The organism is Nonomuraea sp. CA-143628 (assembly GCF_050942315.1).
Classification (GTDB): Bacteria; Actinomycetota; Actinomycetes; order Streptosporangiales; family Streptosporangiaceae; genus Nonomuraea.
Genome location: NZ_CP192072.1, coordinates 12,077,444 through 12,094,236, shown reverse-complemented (window position 1 = coordinate 12,094,236; position 16,793 = coordinate 12,077,444). Strand labels below are relative to the sequence as shown.

Here is a 16,793-nt window from a genome sequence, read left to right as displayed (position 1 = left end):
TTATGGCCAAAGTCGCCGCCGGAAGACTCTTAGATCGTTCCCATATATGACGCGGTGCGCGGTGCGGGACACCTCCAGAGCGAGCCGGTTCCCCGCCGCCCAGTCCTCGATCGTGCTGATCGGCACCGGGTGGATCCACGCGCGGGCGACGATCAGATCGTGGATCCGGCAGGCGGCGTTGCGCCACAGGGGCCGCGCGCTCATGTCCGTGAAGACGAGCAGGCCGCCGGGCCGTACCGCGGCGCAGGCCCGGTCGAACACCGCCCGCTGCGCCGGAATCGGCACATGGTGGATGACGTCCTGCATGTGGACCACGTCATAGGAGCGGGCCGGCCACGGCGAGCGGGCGTCGCGGTGCTCGAAGCGCAGCGTCGAGCCGCTGTCGCGCAGGCGGACGGCCATCCGCCCGGCCAGCCCGATCGCGACCGGGCACGGATCGAAGCCGTGCCCCTGGACGCGTTTCCCACGCGCCGCCATGAGGCCGAGCATCAGCCCGGAGCCGCATCCGATGTCGAGCACGCTCGCGCCGTCCGGAACGTACCCGATCGTCTCCTCGAACGGGCAGACCAGCACCCGCAGCCGCTGCTTGAGCCGCAGGGCCCGGGGCGCGTCCGCGTACAGCCGCCCCGCGTCCTCAAGCAGGAGGCTCCGATCGAGCGACAAACCGGTCTCCTAACTCTCAAGGCGGGCACGCAGGAACAGCGTCACGCCCTTGAGCGAACCGACCGGCAGACACCTCTCCAGCCTGACGACCGCGGACAGGCCGGCGTTGACCAGCGGGGGCACCGGCGCCAGGGAACTGCCGGTGGACGAGTGCCGGTGCCGGGCGATCAGCGGGCGCAGGAGTACGTTCCAGCTCCACAGCCGCTCGACGCGCAGGCCCGCCTTCTCGACCACGCCGGTCAGCGAATCACGGCAGTAGCGCCGTACGTGGCCGACGGCGTGGTCATGGGCCGACCACAGCGACATGTCGCAGGGGACCGCGATCAGCGCCCGCCCGCCCGGCCGCAGCACCCTGGCGATCTGCTCGGTGGCCAGGTAGTCCTCCTCGATGTGCTCCAGCACGTCCAGGGCGGTCACGAGGTCCACGCTCCCGGACTCGACCGGCAGGTCACGCGCGTCCGCCTGTACGGCCCGCAGCCCGCGTCCCCTGGCCACCTCCACCGCGAGTTCGGAGCAGTCGGTGGCGGTCGCTTCCCAGCCCTCCTCGACGAGGACCAGGGTGTTGCCGCCACCGGCCGCGCCGACGTCGAGCGCCCGGCCGGGTCGCAGGCGGCGTACCTCGGCACGGAGGATGGCCCGGCGCTCCCGGTACCACCAGTGGCTGTCTTCGAGCGCGGCCATGCGGCGGATCTCTTGTGCTCGCATCTCGTTCATCTCTTTGTTCCGACCCGCCGTGTAAAGGCCCACCGGTCGAGTGCGGCGAAGCGCAGGAGGGTGAGCAGGCAGTACGTGCCGACGGCGGTGGTCGCCTCGAACACGCGACCGCCCGGTGGCGGCAGACCGAGCACCGCCATGGTGGTGATGGCGTAGTCGGCCAGGAAGGCCGGCACGGTCCGGACGCGTGGGGCCGTACGGTGACCGCCGAGCACGTTGACCGTCCAGCGGCGGGCCTCGGCGCCGGCGAAGCCGGTGAGCAGCAGCGCGACGAGGTTGGCCGCCGCGGCCGGCCAAAGCTCACGCAACGGGAGATAGAGCAGCGCGTAGAGGACTGTCGAGAACCCGCCGATCAGGGCGAACGACCCCAACCTGGCCAGCATCACCGCGCGCGGCCGGGCGACGACCGCGTCCGGGTGCGTGGGCGTGGGCTCCGTCTCGTTCGTCATCTTCAGCGCGGCCTTGCCGTTGGACATCGACCGCGCCACCCTGGCCAGCCCTCTGAGGTCCTCGACCGCCGTCCTGATGATGCGGACACGCGAGTCGAGGTCCTCGACCCAGTCCACCGGCACCTCGTGGACGCGCAGGCCGTTGTGCTCGGCCAGCAGGAGCAACTCGGTGTCGAAGAACCAGCCGTCGTCCTCGACGCGGTCCAGGAGCGGCCTGATCACGTCCGTTCTGGCGGCCTTGAAGCCGCACTGGGCGTCGCTGAAGCCGACGCCGAAACCGTACCGGAGCAGGGCGTTGTACCCGCGCGAGACCAGCTCCCGCCGCAGCGACCTGCGGGTACGGGCGCCGCGCGCGAGCCGGGTGCCGATCGCGACCTCGGAATGGCCGCTGGCGAGCGCGGCCACCATCGGGAACAGCGCGCCGAGCCCGGTCGACAGATCGACGTCCATGTACGCGACGATGTCGGCCGGACTGTCGCGCCAAGCGGCCTTCAACGCCGCACCACGGCCCCTGGTCTCCAGCCTGCGGGCATGCACCTGCGGGAACTCGCGCGTCAACCCCCGGGCGACCCGCCAGGTGCCGTCGATGCTTCCGTTGTCGACGATCGTGATGCGCCACGGCAGCGGGAAGGAATCGCCGAGGAACGCGTTGAGCGTCCTGATGCAACCGGGCAGTGCCTTTTGCTCGTTGAGCACTGGAATGACGATGTCCACGGTCGCCAAGGTGACCGGTTCGCCGAGAACGGCCGGGCTCCTGTCCATGGCGGAACGCGTGTTCATGCGGGAATGCTGCTGCGGCCGTCCATTGATGCGCGGGCTGTTTCTCCGCACCATTCTTGGAGCAGGGGAGACTTTTACCCGGCGCCGAGTTCGTAGACGGAGCACTGGCCGCTGCGGAAACGCAGCGTCGCGAAGCCATCAAGGGCCGTGTCATTATCCGTGAACGCCCATTTGACGCCATATTCGCGGACGAGCCGCGCGACATTCTCCGCCGACGGCTGCCGGAACATCGCGTCGTTCGCCGCCAGCCGCGCCTGGTCCGCGAACGGCAGGGCCAGGTAGGAGAGGCCGAACGGTTCACTCCGCGACATCGTGCTCTGGGCGTATGCCCACCCCTCCACCAGCACCCGGCGCTCGCTGTAGGCGGACACCCAGAAGTGGCGGCTGTCGCACACCTTCCAGCCGACGGGTCGGCAGTGCGCGTTGGTCGCCACCACGTCGTCGGGCGAGGAGTGATCCCGCAGCCACCGCCCGGCCTCCAGCGCACCCTGCGGCACCATGCGCACGGGCGGCGGCGCCTCGTGGTGGCTCGACGGCCCGACCCCTTGGGTCAAGGTGGTCGGCACCGCGTAGCCGGTGAGCAGCGCGATGACCGCGAGCGCCACGGGCCCGCGCCACAGTGCGACGGCCGCGACAACCACCGCCATGAGCACGAGGTACGGCAGCGCGAGCGGGAGCAGTCCGTGGACCGGCACCTCCGGTCCGAGCAGCGCCCGGACACCCACAGCCAGCCCGGCTCCCAGCGCCACCCACCACTTGGCGGCACCGAATCCACGCTCCCGGCCGAACACAGCCATCCCGGCCACGGACGCGATCGAGAGGTACGGTCGAGCGCCCTCCAGGAAGTAGTACTGGCTGGCCGAGGGATGGCCCAGCAGCACGACGGCGCCGATGCCCCCCGCCCCGATCCCGAGCAACAGCAGCATGCCCGGATCCCGCAGGACCGCCGGCCTGGCCAGCACGCCCAGCACTCCCGCCCACACGCACGCCAGGCAGATGAGGTGAATGCCGGTCAGCCCGGCCATCGGCCACATCGAGGCCCTGGCGACCTGCTTGGGTCCGAGGTCCATCACCAGTCCCCAGACCGGCCGCATGCTCGCGAACGGCGCGAGCACCAGCCCCTGCCGCTGACCCCCGAAGACCACGAACTGCGCGAACGCCAGACCGCCCAGCATGATCCCGATGCCGACGAGTGCGGGTCGTGACCACGGCTCGGCCGGTGTGTTCCTGACGTCCGCGAGTGCGGGTCGTGTCCAGCGTCTGACGACCAGGACGAGCACCAGCCCACCCAGCAACAGCGGGAGGAACGTCGCCTTCGCCCCGGTCAGCGCCGCCGACAGCACCCCGACCAGCACCCACCCGCCCGCTCCGGTCCGCTCCCGGCGCAGGTACCCGACCAGCACCAGCACCACAGGGACGCAGAGCAACGCCCCGAACGTCTGCGTCGGACTCGTCCACACCGTGAACATCGACCGCGACGTGAACAGATTGCTCGCTCCCCGATACAGCTCTGGGCTGAAGGCGAAGTACGTCACGAAGACCGCCGCCACGCCCGCCCACCACCGCCCGGTCACCCGCTTGGCGAGCACCGCCACCAGCACGACCATGGCCACCATCATCGGCAGCATCGACAGCCGGTAGAGGAGGGTCTGCGGTTCGATGCCGGTGACCCAGCTGGTGGCGGCCATCTCGGCGTAGACGTACCAGTGGTAGGACAGCGGCTCACCCAGGACCGTCGGGACCGTCGGGGGCATGTGGTGCTTGAGCTCGCCGAGCAGGGCGAGATGGTAGGGCATGTCGACGTAGGGAGTCGCGTTGCCGGGCCAGGTCAGGCCGTGGCCCCCGTAGAACGACAGGGTGCTCCAGACAACGAGATAGCAGACGACCGCGGCCAGGGCCCACGCGCACCACAGGGGAATCCACTCGCGACCCGCCGCCCCCGCTCCGGTCCCTGGTCTCGCCCCCGGTCTCGTCCCCGCTCCGGTCCCTGCTCCCGTCCCCGTCTCTGCTCCCGTCCCCGTCTCTGCTCCCGTCCCCGTCTCTGGTCCCGTCCCCGTCCTTGGGTCCGGTTCCGGCCCCGACCGCCAGTACCGTCGTAGCCGGGGTACGGCGACGAAGGCGGCGATCACCGTAACGGGCCAGACGAGCATCAGCAGCGGCAGCCCGACCGCGCGCGCCGGGATGTAGGCCAGCACCTCGACCGCGTAGCCCAGAGCCAGGCCCGCCGCCAACTCCTCGGCCAGCGACCCGCGACCCCGTGCCAACGCCCGCCACAACAGCGTCCCGGGAACCAGCACGCCGATACCGATATAGCCCCCGAAGGCCGCAAGGTCGCGGACGGAAACCCCGCGCCAGACGAGCGCCGCCACGGTCACCAGGCCCACTAGCCCCACCGGCACCCAACCGGACCACCCCCGCCGCCCGGCCACCGGCGAGGCCACCGTGCTCTTTGCCGCCGTGAGCGTCATGCGGTCACCACGCTCTTGTCCGCCCTGATCGTCATGTGATCACGGTCACCAGACGGGTGAACTCGGCGGTCAGGTCCACTCCATCCCAAACCCGGTGAAAGCTCAGCGCGCTCCCCACCGGCACCATCCGATCGACCCCCCGCCCGCCCAGCGCCCCCGCCAGCAACTCCAGCTCGGCCGGGACGAACCCGAAGTGGGTCATGGTCTGATCCCGGCGCTCCACCAGCCGAGCCAGCTCGCCAAGCCCATCGAGCCGGGCGTGCGCGAACGTCCCGGTGCCCAGCCACCGCCGTGGCGCCGCCTCAGGACCGGCCAGGGTGACGCTGGCCAGCGCGTTGCCGTGGAAGTCGATGGCACGGGCGTCGCCGTCGGCGGCCAGCCCGTACGTGGCGACCCGCTTCTCGACCGCCATCGCGGCGTCCACGGACCACCCTCGCTTGGCCACGGCCCGCGCGAGCCAGGCGGTGAACTCCTCGCGCGCCACATCGCAGTCGGCGGCCGAGCCGACCCAGTAGACGGTGCGCGGGGACGAGCAGGCCGCCTGGTCGAACCAGTAGGCGTCGTTGGCGAACCCCTCGGCGACCGCCCCCCGCGTGGCGGCCGAGGCCGACAGCCAGGCCGCCGCCCGGAGCACCGCGAACGACGTCCGATCGGGAAAGGTCAGGTCGCGCGCGTGCGGGGCGAGTGGATGGCGGCGGATCTCGTCGACCGCGGCGTCGCCGCCCCAGATGACCCGCAGGTCGCACGCCGCTGACAGGGCCGCGGTGACGGCGTCGGACCGGTCGTACGTGACGACGCGCTGCGTGGCGGCCACCACCGGATCGGCGTCGGCCAGCGACTCCCGCAGCGTCCGCGTGATCGTCTCGGCCACGGCGCCCGCGCGCGGCGACAGGCGTACCACGTTGTGGTTGCCCATCAGCGCCGACAGCGCCCAGGAGTAGACGAAGACGGTGTCGACGTTCGCGGGCGGGACGTGGAACACCAGGCCGCGCGGCGCCCGCAGGTGATCGCCCCGGGGCCCGTCGAGAATTCGCGTCAGCTCGCTGGGCCGCAGGAAGAAGCCCAGCGATGCCAGCTCGGGATGACGTCGCGCCAGCTCCGGACTCAGCAGGCGCCTGCCGAACCCGGTGAGGAACCTGCGAATCCGCTCATCACCCACCGCGAGCGGTTCGCCCCCGGACATCTGCCCGATCAGCGTTTCGACCGACATATCCCGGCATTCCGGAAACCTGACCCCGACCCCCAGCTCGCTCATCACGCCGCCGACCGTGCCGAAGTGTCGCTGCAGCCGCGCGCCTCCGCCCTGGGCAGCCGCCCGAGCACCGAGAACCGTTTGCCCGGCCACACCCCGTCGTCCACCCCGTGCACCACGCCGAGGTCCTCCGTCAGCAGGACGTGCCCCGGATAGGACGTGGGCAGCGTGCTGACCACCTCGATCAGTCCCGGCACACCGGGCGGCGCCTCCTGCCACGTCTCCGGATCGCGGATCACGACATCGGCGAAATCGGGGCAGTAGAGCCCGCCTCCGTCCGGCCCCTCCAGGAACACGGTGCCGATCTGCTCGACCATCCCGTAGAAGTCGTGGATGCGCCGCAGCCCGCACTCCTCGCCCAGCCGCCGGCGGAACGTGGCGTTGTCGACGGCCTGCTCCGCCAGCCGTTTCCAGCCCCCGGAGTGGATCAGCACCCCTTGCGAGAGGTCAAGCTCACGCAGGTGCGACCACACCATGAAGGTGAACCCGAAGATCAGGTAGGGCGCACCACCATGCCGCGCGAGAAAGCCCTTGACCGCCTCGGCATCGAGCTCGCCACCCTCGTCGAGCACGAAGGTATGGTCCCTGCCGAAGTGCATCATGCCGAGCACGCCCGCCCCGCGAGCGCTCAGCGTGGCAGCGCGTATCGTCGACCGGCTGTCGACGATCAGCATCGGCAGCCGCCGCTCACCCAGCACCGCCCGGAGCGTCGCCGCCAGCATGCGCGGCTGCGCGGCCGCCGCCTCGCGGTCGAGGTAGACGCGGCTGGGCCGCTGCCCGGTCGTACCGCTGGAGGTGAGCACCCTGAACACCGCGCTCTCCGGCACACTGCGCAACTCGTGCGTCTTGAACAGCCGCACCGGCAGCCACGGCAGATCCGCCACCCGCTCGTAGGGCCCCACCGCCCCGATCGCGTCGAGAATCCGGCGGTACGGCAGGCAGGCCCGCCGATGCCGCTCGGTCAGCGCGACCAGTTCGGGCAGCAGCGCGGCCTCCTTCGCGTCCTGGGACAAGGTGAAGACGCTCATGTGCGGGCCTCCAGAGCGGGATAGTCGATCTTCCCGGTGCCGAGCAGCGGCAGCCGGTCCACGCCGCGTACGTCGAACCCGCTCCAGTGGAGCCGCAGCTCGGACCCCAGCCGCCGGGCGAGTGTGGTGCAGCCGTCGGCGTCGAGGCCCTCGGCCCAGACCGTGACGCGGTCGTCGCCGCTGGTGGCCGCGACGGGACCGCGGTCGCGGAGCAGGCGTTCGATGTCGTCGAGGTTGACGCGTACGCCGAAGACCTTGGCGATGCGTTTCATCCGGCCGGTGATGTAGAGGAAACCCTCGTCGTCGAGGTGGCCGAGGTCGCCGGTGCGCAGCACGCCGCCCAGGTCGTCGCCTCTGGCCAGGTCGTCGGCCGTGTCGGCGTAGCCCATCATCACGTTGGGGCCGTGGTAGACGACCTGGCCGTCGTCGATGGTCAGGCGACCGCCGGGGATGGCCAGGCCCACGGAGCCGGGCTTGGCGGCCAGGCGGTCGTGGGGGAGTACGGCGATGCGGGCGGTCGCCTCCGTCTGGCCGTACATGACGAGGAAGCGCTGGGCCTTGGCGGCGAACTCGGTGACCAGGTCAGGCCGCAGCCGCCCGCCCGCCTGGGTCATGGTGGTGAGCGCCGGGTGCTCGACCGGGTCGAAGCGGAGCTTGCGCAGCATCTCGTACTGGTAGGGGACCGCGGCCAGTGAGGTGCAGCGGTGTTCGTCGAGCATGGTCCAGAAGGACCGTTCGAGCAGGCCCGCGTCCGTCAGCACCACGGTGGCGCCCGCGACGAGATGGCTGTTGAGCACCGACAGGCCGTAGCTGTAGTAGAGCGGGAGGCTGGTCGGCGCGATCTCGCCGGGCCCGATGGCCAGGGCGGTGGCGATGGCGTGGGCGTTGGCCGACACGGCCGACCGCGACAGCCGCACGAGCTTGGGGTTGCCAGTCGAACCCGAGGTGGCGAGCAGGACGGCCAGGTCCGGATGGGGCTCGGGGGTGCCGCCACGGGCGCGCCGCAGGCCGTCGGCGGCCCGCGTGAAGCCGAGCAGGGCGGCGGGCTTGAACCTGGCGGCCAGCTCGGCCAGCGCGCCGGGCGGCAGGTCGGGGTCCAGCAGCGCGATGGGCCTGCCTGCCTGGAACGCCGCGAGGTAGCGCAGCACGGACGGCAGGTCGTTGCGCATGCCGCAGAACACCGGGCCGGGTGGCAGCGCGGCCAGCGCCTGCGTGGTGCTCGCGATCCGAGCCGCCAGGTCGTCACCGGTCAGCACCCCCGGCTCTCCCGCGACGACTATCCGCGCGTCCGGATGAGGAAGACACTGCGCTGTCCGCGCGTCCGGGTGCGGAAGATGTTCCGGTGTCTGGGTGTGCGGGTGTGGAAGGTGCTCCGGTGTCCGCGTACCCGGATGCGGAAGGCCCTCCCCAGGAGTCGGGTCCTCGCCGATGTGCGGTGAGGAACCGTCGGCCGGGTGGGGTGCGCCGGAGTGTCCGGAGTGTAGAGAAGCGTTCATGGAAGACCGCCCGTCCATCGTGTCGGAGACTTACAGCACCAGCCCGCCGTCCACCCCGATGACCTGGCCGGTGATGAAGCAGGCGTCGGCGGAGAGCAGGAAGGCGGCCGCGGCGGCCACGTCGCCGGCGGTGCCCAGGCGGCCGAGCGGGGTCGCGGCGACGGTGTCGGCGCGGGCCCGGTCGTCGAGCGTGGAGAGCATGTCGGTCTGGATGTAGCCGGGTGCCACCGCGTTGACCCGGATGCCCTGAGGCCCCAGCTCTTTGGCGGCGGCCAGGGTGAGGCCGAGCACGGCGGCCTTGGTGGCGGAGTAGACGGCCTGGCCCGGCGCCCCTTTGCGGCCCATGACCGAGGAGACCAGGACCACGGCCGGGTCGGTGCCCCTGCGCAGCAGCCTGACCGCGGCCTGCAGGGTGTGGGTGGCGCCCAGCGCGTTGACCTGGAAGAGCCGGCTCACCACGTCGCTGTGCATCATGCCGAGCAGGCTCGCCGCGTGCCCGCCCGCGTTGATCACCAGGGCGTCGAGCCGCCCGTGCCGCCGGTGGATCTCCCGCATCATGGCGGACACTGCGGCGGGGTCGGCCACGTCGCCGTGGACCGTGTCGGTGCGGCCCCCGGTCTCGGCGGCCACCTCGGCCGCCGCCTTGGCGGAGCGCTCCTGGTCGCGCCCGTGGAGGACGACCTCGTGACCGGTCCTGGCCAGCCGCGCGGCGACGGCCCGGCCGATGCCCAGCGTGGAGCCGGTGACGAGCGCGACCCGGAGGTCAGGTGACGGCGTCGGCACCGTGCTTGTCCAGCAGCTCGGCGGCCTTGGCGAACGAGCTCATGTCGAGCATCTCGTCCGTGTCGATCATGATGCCGAACTCGTCCTCCATCGCGGCGACGAGGGCCATGTGGGCCAGTGAGTCCCACTGCGGGATCGCCCGGTATTCGAGCCCGTCGACGTCCTGGTCGGCCGGCAGGCTCAGCGAGGCGCGGAAGACGCCGCGCAGGCGGTCGAGCTGGCTCATCTCTGCTCACTTTCTGTCTTCGGACAACCACGTAGTGTAGCCGTGATCGTCCGTCAACAGAAACCAAGCACCCGTCGTGAGTAATAGAACCGTATAACGGCGCGTGCCCGCTGTGCCGGGCTGAGAATGTCGCATGCGGCGCGTCGACCGCTACAGGGGGAATGATGGACGAATCCAATCACTGGTACGGGCACTCCCGCATACTCGGCCGATACTGTGAAATGGCGGATGACACTCCCCGGCGAATACAGGGTTTCCTGCAGCACGGCTGGAACTATCTCCACGGTTTCCCGCCCAACGACCACTGGTGCAGCCCCGGCTACCCCCGTTTCGTCTGGTCCGACGTGCTCAGGCGGCGTGGCTGGTCGATGGGCCGCCGTGGTCACTATGTCATCGGCGCGCCGTGGATCTACCTTCTTGATATGGAGCCGGGAAAGGCCGCGGCCCCCGAAAGGAAGGGTACGATCTGGTATCCCTTCCACGGCTGGGAAAAGCATTCGGTCAGCGGCGATCATGCCCGGCTGGCCGCCGAAATCACCGAGGTGGAGACGGAGCCGGTGACAATCTGTCTTTACTGGTTGGAATTCGCTAATCCGGACATTCGGCGGGCTTATCGGTCGGCGGGTTTCCGGGTCATCTGCCACGGTGAGCGTGGTTCGCGGTGGGACGGCAGGGGACGCGACTTCCTGTCCGGCCAGCTGGCCGAGCTGCGGCGGCATCGCCGGGTGGCGTCCAACCGGCTCGGCAGCGCGCTGTTCTACGGCGCCTCCGTGGGCTGTGAGGTCGCCGTCTACGGGGATCCGATGCAGCTGGAGGACGAGCGGCCCGAGTACGGCGGCACCGCCCGCCGCATGCGGCTGTGGCCCGAGCTGCACGGCGTGTACGTCGACCCCGAGGCGGCCAGGGAGGCGGCCCGGCAGGAGCTGGGATTCGAGTATCAGGCGACACCCGAGGAGCTACGGCGAATGTTCGGCTGGAAGCGGGCGCGATGCGCATGAACGAGGCACCCGAGAATGTCCGGCTGATCGGCGGCGAGATGCTGCTGTGGTCGGACACATCCCATACGTCCGGCGTCACGGACTGGCGGGGCGTGGCCCTGGAGCTGGTCAGACGCCTGCTCCCCATCGAGACCGGCGAGGGCCGCCAGGGCGGTGAGGGCCGTGAGGGCCGCCAGGGCGGTGAGGGCCGTGAGGGCCGCCAGGGCGGTGAGGGCCGTGAGGGCCGCCAGGGCGGTGAGGGCGGTGAGGGCCGCCAGGGCGGCCTGGGCCGGGAGGGCCGCGAGGTCAACGAAGCCGCCGAGGGCGCGAGGGCCCGAGTGCTGCTGGTCGGGCCGCATCCGCGCGGCCTGGTGGACGAGGTGGTGGCGCGGGCCGCGTCGGTGGCCGTGCTGCTGCGCTCTTACCCCGACGCCTGTGCCCTCGCCGAGCGCCACCCCGATTTGGCCGTGCACTGCGGCCGTCTGTCGGCGCTGCCCGAGGGCGAGCCGTATGACCTGGTCCTGGCGCTCGACGGGTTGCGGCGTACGCACTCGGCCGAGGAGGTCGCGCCACCCTGGCGCGAGTCGGTGGGCGCGCTCGCCGCCCTCGTCGCGCCGGGCGGGCGGTTCGTCCTGAGTGTGAGCAACGACCTGGGCATCGACCGGTTCGTCGAGGCCAGGCCCGCCGACCGGGACGGCGGCGACGAGCACTGGGAGCCGCACGGGTTCGACCAGGGCTACCCCGACGGGCCTGGCGCCCTCGACGAGGAACTGGTGGCGGCCGGGCTGACCCCCGAGAGGTGTTACGCGGCCTATCCGGGCCGCGCGGCGCCCCGCGCGCTGCTCGCCCGCGAACTGCTCGGGTGCGACCTGCCCGACGCGCTCACGGTGCCGTTGAGCGCCCGTGGCGGCGACAGGATGCTGGTGGCCGATCCGCTGCGGCTGACCCGGCTGGTATTCAGTCACGGTCTCGGCGAGCAGCTCGCCCCGGTATGGGTGGCCATGGCAACCAGGCCCTCGGACGCGCCCCACCCGTCACTCGGCCAGGTCGAGGGCTCGCCCACGGTGCGGGGGGACCTGCCGCTCGGCCTGTTCGAGGAGGGTCACGCCGTACACGAGGTCACCTGGGGCGCCACCCGCCGGCTGCCCGACGGCGTGGAGCGGCCCATCCCCGCAGGCCGCGTCGTGGAGGAGGTCCTGATCGAGGCGTGCGCTCGCGAGGACGTACGGGCCGTCCGCGACCTGCTCACCGTGCTGGGCGACTGGGTCGAGATGGGCGGCGACGCCGCGGCCGACAACCTGGTCTGGGACGGCGAGCGGTTCGCCGCCATCCATGCCCTGCCCGCGCCGCCCGACCGCCCCGCCGACCGCGTGGTGTTGTGCCGGGTGTTGTGGCGGTTCGCGGTACGCCTGCTGGCCGCCGGTCACCACCATCCGTGGCCGTGGCCGCGGCAGGCCGAGCAGCTGACACTGACGCTCTGCGGCATGGCGAACCGGCCGTGCGACCAGGCGGATCTCGACCTGGCCCGCAAGCTCGACGCCGAGCTGGGGCAGCCGGCCGAGCTGAGCGACGCCGCCCCGACGTACCGGGACCTGCTGGGCGCGCGGGACCGGCTGGCGGACCAGTTGACCGCCGCGCTGGCCAGGGTGTCCCGCCTGGAGACCAAGCTCACCTACCGCGAACGCGAGCTGCTGCGGGCCAGGGGCCGGCTGAGAAAGAGCCAGCGGAAGTCGGCCGCCTACCGCAGGACGCTCGGCTATCGGCTCTCGCGCCGCCTGGCCCGCCCGCGCAGGGTCGCCCGCCGGGTCCTGCGCCTGCTGTCCGGCTGACGAACGCGCCTGCTGTCCGGCTGACGAAGAGGAGTTTCCGTGCCGGTTCTTTCGGTGATCGTCCCGTTCTACAACGTTGAGAAGTACATCGGTCCCTGCCTGGATTCGCTGGCCGCGCAGAAGCTCCAGGATCTTGAGATGATCTGCGTGGACGACGGCAGCACCGACGGTGGCGCCGCCGTGGTCGAGGCCCGGATGGCGGCAGACCCGAGGATCAGCCTCATCCGCCAGGCCAACCAGGGGGTCGGGCGGGCCCGCAACATCGGTGTCCGCCGGGCCACGGGCCGCTACCTGGCCTTCGTCGACGGTGACGACAAGGTGCCGCCCCGCGCGTTCCAGCGGCTGGTCGCCTCCCTGGAGGCCACCGGTTCCGATCTGGCCTGCGGCAACGTCATGCGGCTGCACCGCAACCTGCTCGTACCCTCGTGGGCGCACAAGCAGGCGTTCGCCGAGTCGCGCAAGCGCACGCACATCACTCGCCACCCGCTGCTGATCCGCGACCGCATGCTGTGGAACAAGGTCTACCGGCTCGACTTCTGGAACGCACTCGGCCTGGCCTTCCCCGAGCGCATGTACGAGGACCAGCCGGTCGCCATGGCCGCGCACGTGGGCGCCTCGTCGGTCGACGTGATCAAGGGCATCGTCTACCACTGGCGGCAGCGTGACGAGGAGTGCTCCTCGATCACCCAGCGCCGACTGGAGTCGGCCAACCTGCGGGACCGCCTGCTGTCGGTGCTGGAGACGGCCGCGCTGCTCACCACCGGCGCGCCCGCGCTCAAGCCGGACTTCGACCGCGACACGCTCGAGATCGACATGAGCGTCGCGGTGGAGGCGATGGCCATGATGGGTGCCGCGGCCGATCCTGAGCTCGTCGACCTGGTCGTCCGCTATCTCGACGGCGTCGCGCCGGAGGCTTGGCAGAGCATCCCGTTCACGCAGCGGCTCCAGGTGCACCTGCTCCACGAGCGTCGCCTGGAGGAGCTGGCGCGCGTCTTCGAGCAGGACCGCGCGGGCCGCCTGCTTCCGCGCGTCAGCCCGCCGGGCCTGCTGCGCAAGCGCTGGTACGGCCGGCACCCGGCCATGCCCAAGCGCCTGTCGGAGGTGTCGGCCGAGCTCAAGCTGTCGGCCCGGCTGGTCGAGCTGGATTGGCGCGACGGCGAGCTCGGCGGCATGGGCCGGGTGAGCATCGGCCGGTTCGACGTGTCGGAGCTGCGCCGTACGAGTGTGCAGGCGTGGCTGCAGGAGCGCAGGACCGGCGAGATCGTCACGCTGTCCGACCAGCGCGTCTCACCGACCTGGGAGAGCGTCGAGCAGGAGGACGGCGGCGCGGTGGCCGAGCACGGGTTCTCCTTCGCGTTCGCGTTCGACCCGGCGACGTTGAGCCGCGCGCAGCTCGCCCGGCTTGGGCACTGGGATCTGCGGGTACGGTTGCGCGGTCCCCGGCTGAAGCTGGAGGCGAAGGTCGTCGGGTCGCGCTGGTTGCTACCGCTGGTGCCCGCGCCGAAGCGCAGGGCGGGCGTGTGGCTGGTGCCGGTACGCGGCGGCGGCGGGGCCTGGGGACTGCGGCTGCGCCGGGCCGAGGCGCTGATCGGCGAGTGCCGGGTGGACGGCGACGACCTGGTCTTCTCCGGCGAGCTCAGCGACCCGGGCGACGGAGACCCGGTGCTGCGGCTGGTACGCAGAAGTGACGGCGAGGAGATGTACTTCCCCGTCACGCTGGCCGGGCAGAACTTCCGGGCCCGGGTGTCGCTGGTGGACATCGACGAGGTCGTCGGTCGTGAGTCGCGCTGGGACTTCGTCATCGACCAGGGCAGGGAGATCCGGCCGCTGGTGCGTACGCGGGCGCGGCCGATCGTGACGGTCGCCGAGCGGCGCTTCCTGGTGGACCGGGGCGACGACGGCTGCCTCATGCTCGCCGAGCGATGAGACAGCCGTCAGTCCAGGATGGCCCGCAGCCGGTCGACGACCTCGTCCTGCTGCTGGTCGGTGAGGTCGGGGAAGAGCGGGAGCGAGAGCTGCTCGGCGTAGTAGGACTCGGCTTCCGGGCAGATCCCGCGCCGGTAGCCGAGGTCCTCGAAGACCGGGTGCCAGTAGGCCGGGATGTAGTTGACCTGCACCCCGATGCCCTCCGCCCGCATGCGCTCGTAGACCTCCCGCCTGCGGCCGTCGCGGACCCTGACCGGGTAGAGGTGCCAGCACGGCGTGGTGTACGGGCGCCGCGCGGGCAGCGTCAGGCCCGGCAGGTCGCCGAGCAGCGCGTCGTAGCGGGCGACCAGCTCGATCCGCCGCGCGCGGAAGCCTTCGAGCCGCCGTAGCTGGCTGAGGCCGAGCGCGCAGAGCACGTCCGGCAGCCGGTAGTTGAGGCCGAAGTCGTGCACCTCCTGGTGCCAGCCGCCGTGGCCGGGATCGCGCTGCTCGGCCGGGTCCCGGACCAGGCCGTGGTTGCGGAAGCGGGCGGCGCGGACATAGCGGTCGTGGTCGCGTACGGCGACGGCGCCGCCCTCGGCGGTGGTCACGGTCTTGGTCGGGAAGAACGAGAACGTGGTGAGGTCGGCCTGCTCCCCGACCGGCCGGTCCTTGTAGCGCGAGCCGAGGGAGTGGGCGGCGTCGCCGATCAGGACGGCCCCGGTCCGGTCGGCTATCGCGCGGAGCTCGTCGTAGTCGGCGGGGTGGCCCGCGTAGTCGACCGCGGTGATCGCCCTGGTGGCGCAGGTCACCAGAGCCGAGGCCGACGCGGGATCGAGGTTGCCCGTGTCGGGCTGCACGTCGGCGAAGACCACCCGGGCGCCGCGCATGGCGGCGGTGGCGGCCGTCGCCACGAACGTCAGCGGCGAGGTGATCACCTCGTCTCCCGGCCCGACCCCGGCCGCCGCGTACGCGACGTGCAGGGCCGCCGTGCCCGACGTGACCGCCAGGCACGGCACGCCGCCCGTCCAGCGGGCCAGCTCGGCCTCGAACGAGCCGACCATGGGCCCGGTCGTCAGCCACTCGCCGAGCAGCACCTCGGTCACGGCCTGGACATCGGTGTCGGCGATCGACTGCCGTCCGTAGGGGAGCATCAGACGCCCACCGTCACCATGGCGCGCAGGTCCTCGACCGACAGCCAGCGGTCGTTGGTGTCGGAGCGGTAGGCGAAGCCGTCCGGCAGCAGCTCGCCGCCCTGCGGGGGCACATAGCCCCAGCTGGCGATCGTCGGCTGCACGACGTAGCGGTCGCTCAGGCGCAGGGTCCTGCGGCCGTCGTCGGGGCCGATCATCTCCTCGTGCAGCTTCTCGCCGGGCCGGATGCCGATCTCGTAGACCGGACTGCGGGGCGCCAGTGCCTGGGCCAGGTCGGGCAGGCGCATGCTGGGGATGCGCGGCACGTACAGCTCGCCGCCCTGCATCAGGTCGAAGGAGTCGACCACGAACCGGACGGCCTGGTCGAGCGTGATCCAGAACCGGGTCATCCGCTTGTCGGTGATCGGCACGCTGCCACCCTCCTGGGCCAGCCGCAGGAAGAACGGCACCACCGAGCCCCTGCTGCCCACCACGTTGCCGTAGCGGACCACGGCGAAGCGGGTGACGTGGCTGGCGGCGTAGTGGTTGGCCGAGACGAACAGCTTGTCGGCGACCAGCTTCGACGCGCCGTACAGGTTGATCGGGCTGGACGCCTTGTCGGTGGAGAGCGCGACGACCTTGCGCACGCCGCAGTCGATGGCGGCCTCCACCACGTTCTGGGAGCCGGAGACGTTGGTCCTGACGTATTCGAACGGGTTGTACTCGGCCGTGTCGACCTGCTTCAGCGCCGCCGCGTGCACGACGTAGTCGATGCCGTGCATGGCTCTGGTCAGGCGCTCCCGGTCGCGCACGTCGCCGATGAACCAGCGCAGCCGCTGGTCGTCGTCGAACAGGTGACGTGCCTCGTACTGCTTGAGCTCGTCGCGCGAGAAGACCACCATGCGGCGCACGTCGAGGTGGTCCAGCGCGTGCCGGACGAACGCCTTGCCGAAGGACCCCGTGCCTCCGGTGATCAGAATTGACGATCCACTGAGAATGCTCACGCGGCCCCCCGCCGTAGTCATCCGAGCTGCCCGGTAGCATAGCGCGATCGTTCGATGACACACGGTCACAGGAGAGAATGGGGCTT

At 71.3% G+C, this 16,793-nt stretch carries 14 protein-coding genes; 3 read left to right on the top strand and 11 right to left on the bottom strand.

Annotation, left to right across the window (positions count from 1 at the left end; all coding sequences use genetic code 11):
* The 9 genes from ACQP2T_RS54525 to ACQP2T_RS54485 all read right to left on the bottom strand — a co-directional run bounded on the left by ACQP2T_RS54525 (position 1) and on the right by ACQP2T_RS54485 (position 9,859).
* Positions 1-663, bottom strand: a complete 663-nt coding sequence (locus ACQP2T_RS54525) for a class I SAM-dependent methyltransferase (RefSeq protein ID WP_433512644.1) — start codon at positions 661-663, stop codon at positions 1-3.
* 9 nt (positions 664-672) lie between these two features.
* Positions 673-1,368, bottom strand: coding sequence for a class I SAM-dependent methyltransferase (locus tag ACQP2T_RS54520; protein ID WP_433512643.1), 696 nt, complete (start codon positions 1,366-1,368; stop codon positions 673-675).
* A 5-nt stretch (positions 1,369-1,373) separates the two neighbouring features.
* On the bottom strand, positions 1,374-2,606 hold the full coding sequence (locus ACQP2T_RS54515; RefSeq protein WP_433512642.1) for a glycosyltransferase: 1,233 nt from the start codon (positions 2,604-2,606) through the stop codon (positions 1,374-1,376).
* A gap of 74 nt (positions 2,607-2,680) precedes the next feature.
* A complete protein-coding gene (locus ACQP2T_RS54510) occupies positions 2,681-5,074 on the bottom strand; it encodes a hypothetical protein (RefSeq protein WP_433512641.1) in 2,394 nt (797 codons plus the stop codon).
* Between the two features lie 31 nt (positions 5,075-5,105).
* A complete protein-coding gene (locus ACQP2T_RS54505; RefSeq protein WP_433519957.1) occupies positions 5,106-6,329 on the bottom strand; it encodes an acyl-CoA reductase in 1,224 nt (407 codons plus the stop codon).
* On the bottom strand, positions 6,329-7,354 hold the full coding sequence (locus ACQP2T_RS54500; protein WP_433512640.1) for an acyl-protein synthetase: 1,026 nt from the start codon (positions 7,352-7,354) through the stop codon (positions 6,329-6,331). The genes ACQP2T_RS54505 and ACQP2T_RS54500 overlap by 1 nt, the downstream gene beginning before the upstream one ends.
* A complete protein-coding gene (locus tag ACQP2T_RS54495) occupies positions 7,351-8,610 on the bottom strand; it encodes an AMP-binding protein (protein ID WP_433512639.1) in 1,260 nt (419 codons plus the stop codon). Before ACQP2T_RS54495 ends, ACQP2T_RS54500 begins: the two co-directional genes overlap by 4 nt.
* A gap of 270 nt (positions 8,611-8,880) precedes the next feature.
* Entirely contained in the window at positions 8,881-9,633 is a 753-nt protein-coding gene (locus ACQP2T_RS54490) for an SDR family NAD(P)-dependent oxidoreductase (RefSeq protein ID WP_433512638.1), read from the bottom strand.
* Positions 9,614-9,859, bottom strand: coding sequence for an acyl carrier protein (locus ACQP2T_RS54485; RefSeq protein WP_433512637.1), 246 nt, complete (start codon positions 9,857-9,859; stop codon positions 9,614-9,616). The genes ACQP2T_RS54490 and ACQP2T_RS54485 overlap by 20 nt, the downstream gene beginning before the upstream one ends.
* A gap of 221 nt (positions 9,860-10,080) precedes the next feature.
* Here ACQP2T_RS54485 and ACQP2T_RS54480 point away from each other — a divergent pair, with 221 nt between their 5' ends.
* From ACQP2T_RS54480 to ACQP2T_RS54470, 3 genes are read left to right on the top strand one after another with little or no spacing between them, the layout of a single operon-like run.
* Positions 10,081-10,857: a hypothetical protein gene (locus tag ACQP2T_RS54480; protein WP_433512636.1), complete on the top strand. Its 777-nt coding sequence runs from the start codon at positions 10,081-10,083 to the stop codon at positions 10,855-10,857.
* Positions 10,854-12,665, top strand: coding sequence for a hypothetical protein (locus ACQP2T_RS54475; RefSeq protein ID WP_433512635.1), 1,812 nt, complete (start codon positions 10,854-10,856; stop codon positions 12,663-12,665). Before ACQP2T_RS54480 ends, ACQP2T_RS54475 begins: the two co-directional genes overlap by 4 nt.
* Before the next feature lie 39 nt (positions 12,666-12,704).
* Positions 12,705-14,591: a glycosyltransferase family 2 protein gene (locus tag ACQP2T_RS54470; protein ID WP_433512634.1), complete on the top strand. Its 1,887-nt coding sequence runs from the start codon at positions 12,705-12,707 to the stop codon at positions 14,589-14,591.
* Positions 14,592-14,599: 8 nt separating this feature from the next.
* Here ACQP2T_RS54470 and ACQP2T_RS54465 read toward each other — a convergent pair whose 3' ends face one another.
* Positions 14,600-15,724 carry a DegT/DnrJ/EryC1/StrS family aminotransferase gene (locus ACQP2T_RS54465; RefSeq protein WP_433512633.1) on the bottom strand — a complete coding sequence of 375 codons (1,125 nt, stop codon included), beginning with the start codon at positions 15,722-15,724 and terminating at the stop codon, positions 14,600-14,602.
* Positions 15,724-16,707 carry a UDP-N-acetylglucosamine 4,6-dehydratase (inverting) gene (gene pseB, locus ACQP2T_RS54460; protein ID WP_433512632.1) on the bottom strand — a complete coding sequence of 328 codons (984 nt, stop codon included), beginning with the start codon at positions 16,705-16,707 and terminating at the stop codon, positions 15,724-15,726. The genes ACQP2T_RS54465 and pseB overlap by 1 nt, the downstream gene beginning before the upstream one ends.
* Between the last annotated feature and the right edge of the window lie 86 nt (positions 16,708-16,793).

Excerpts from the sequence above, each read along its gene's own strand:
- ACQP2T_RS54520 (WP_433512643.1), bottom strand. The coding sequence starts at position 1,368 with ATGCGAGCACAAGAGATCCGCCGCATGGCCGCGCTCGAAGACAGCCAC.
- ACQP2T_RS54515 (WP_433512642.1), bottom strand. The coding sequence starts at position 2,606 with ATGAACACGCGTTCCGCCATGGACAGGAGCCCGGCCGTTCTCGGCGAA.
- ACQP2T_RS54510 (WP_433512641.1), bottom strand. The coding sequence starts at position 5,074 with ATGACGCTCACGGCGGCAAAGAGCACGGTGGCCTCGCCGGTGGCCGGG.
- ACQP2T_RS54505 (WP_433519957.1), bottom strand. The coding sequence starts at position 6,329 with ATGAGCGAGCTGGGGGTCGGGGTCAGGTTTCCGGAATGCCGGGATATG.
- ACQP2T_RS54500 (WP_433512640.1), bottom strand. The coding sequence starts at position 7,354 with ATGAGCGTCTTCACCTTGTCCCAGGACGCGAAGGAGGCCGCGCTGCTG.
- ACQP2T_RS54485 (WP_433512637.1), bottom strand. The coding sequence starts at position 9,859 with ATGAGCCAGCTCGACCGCCTGCGCGGCGTCTTCCGCGCCTCGCTGAGC.
- ACQP2T_RS54480 (WP_433512636.1), top strand. The coding sequence starts at position 10,081 with ATGGCGGATGACACTCCCCGGCGAATACAGGGTTTCCTGCAGCACGGC.
- ACQP2T_RS54475 (WP_433512635.1), top strand. The coding sequence starts at position 10,854 with ATGAACGAGGCACCCGAGAATGTCCGGCTGATCGGCGGCGAGATGCTG.
- ACQP2T_RS54465 (WP_433512633.1), bottom strand. The coding sequence starts at position 15,724 with ATGCTCCCCTACGGACGGCAGTCGATCGCCGACACCGATGTCCAGGCC.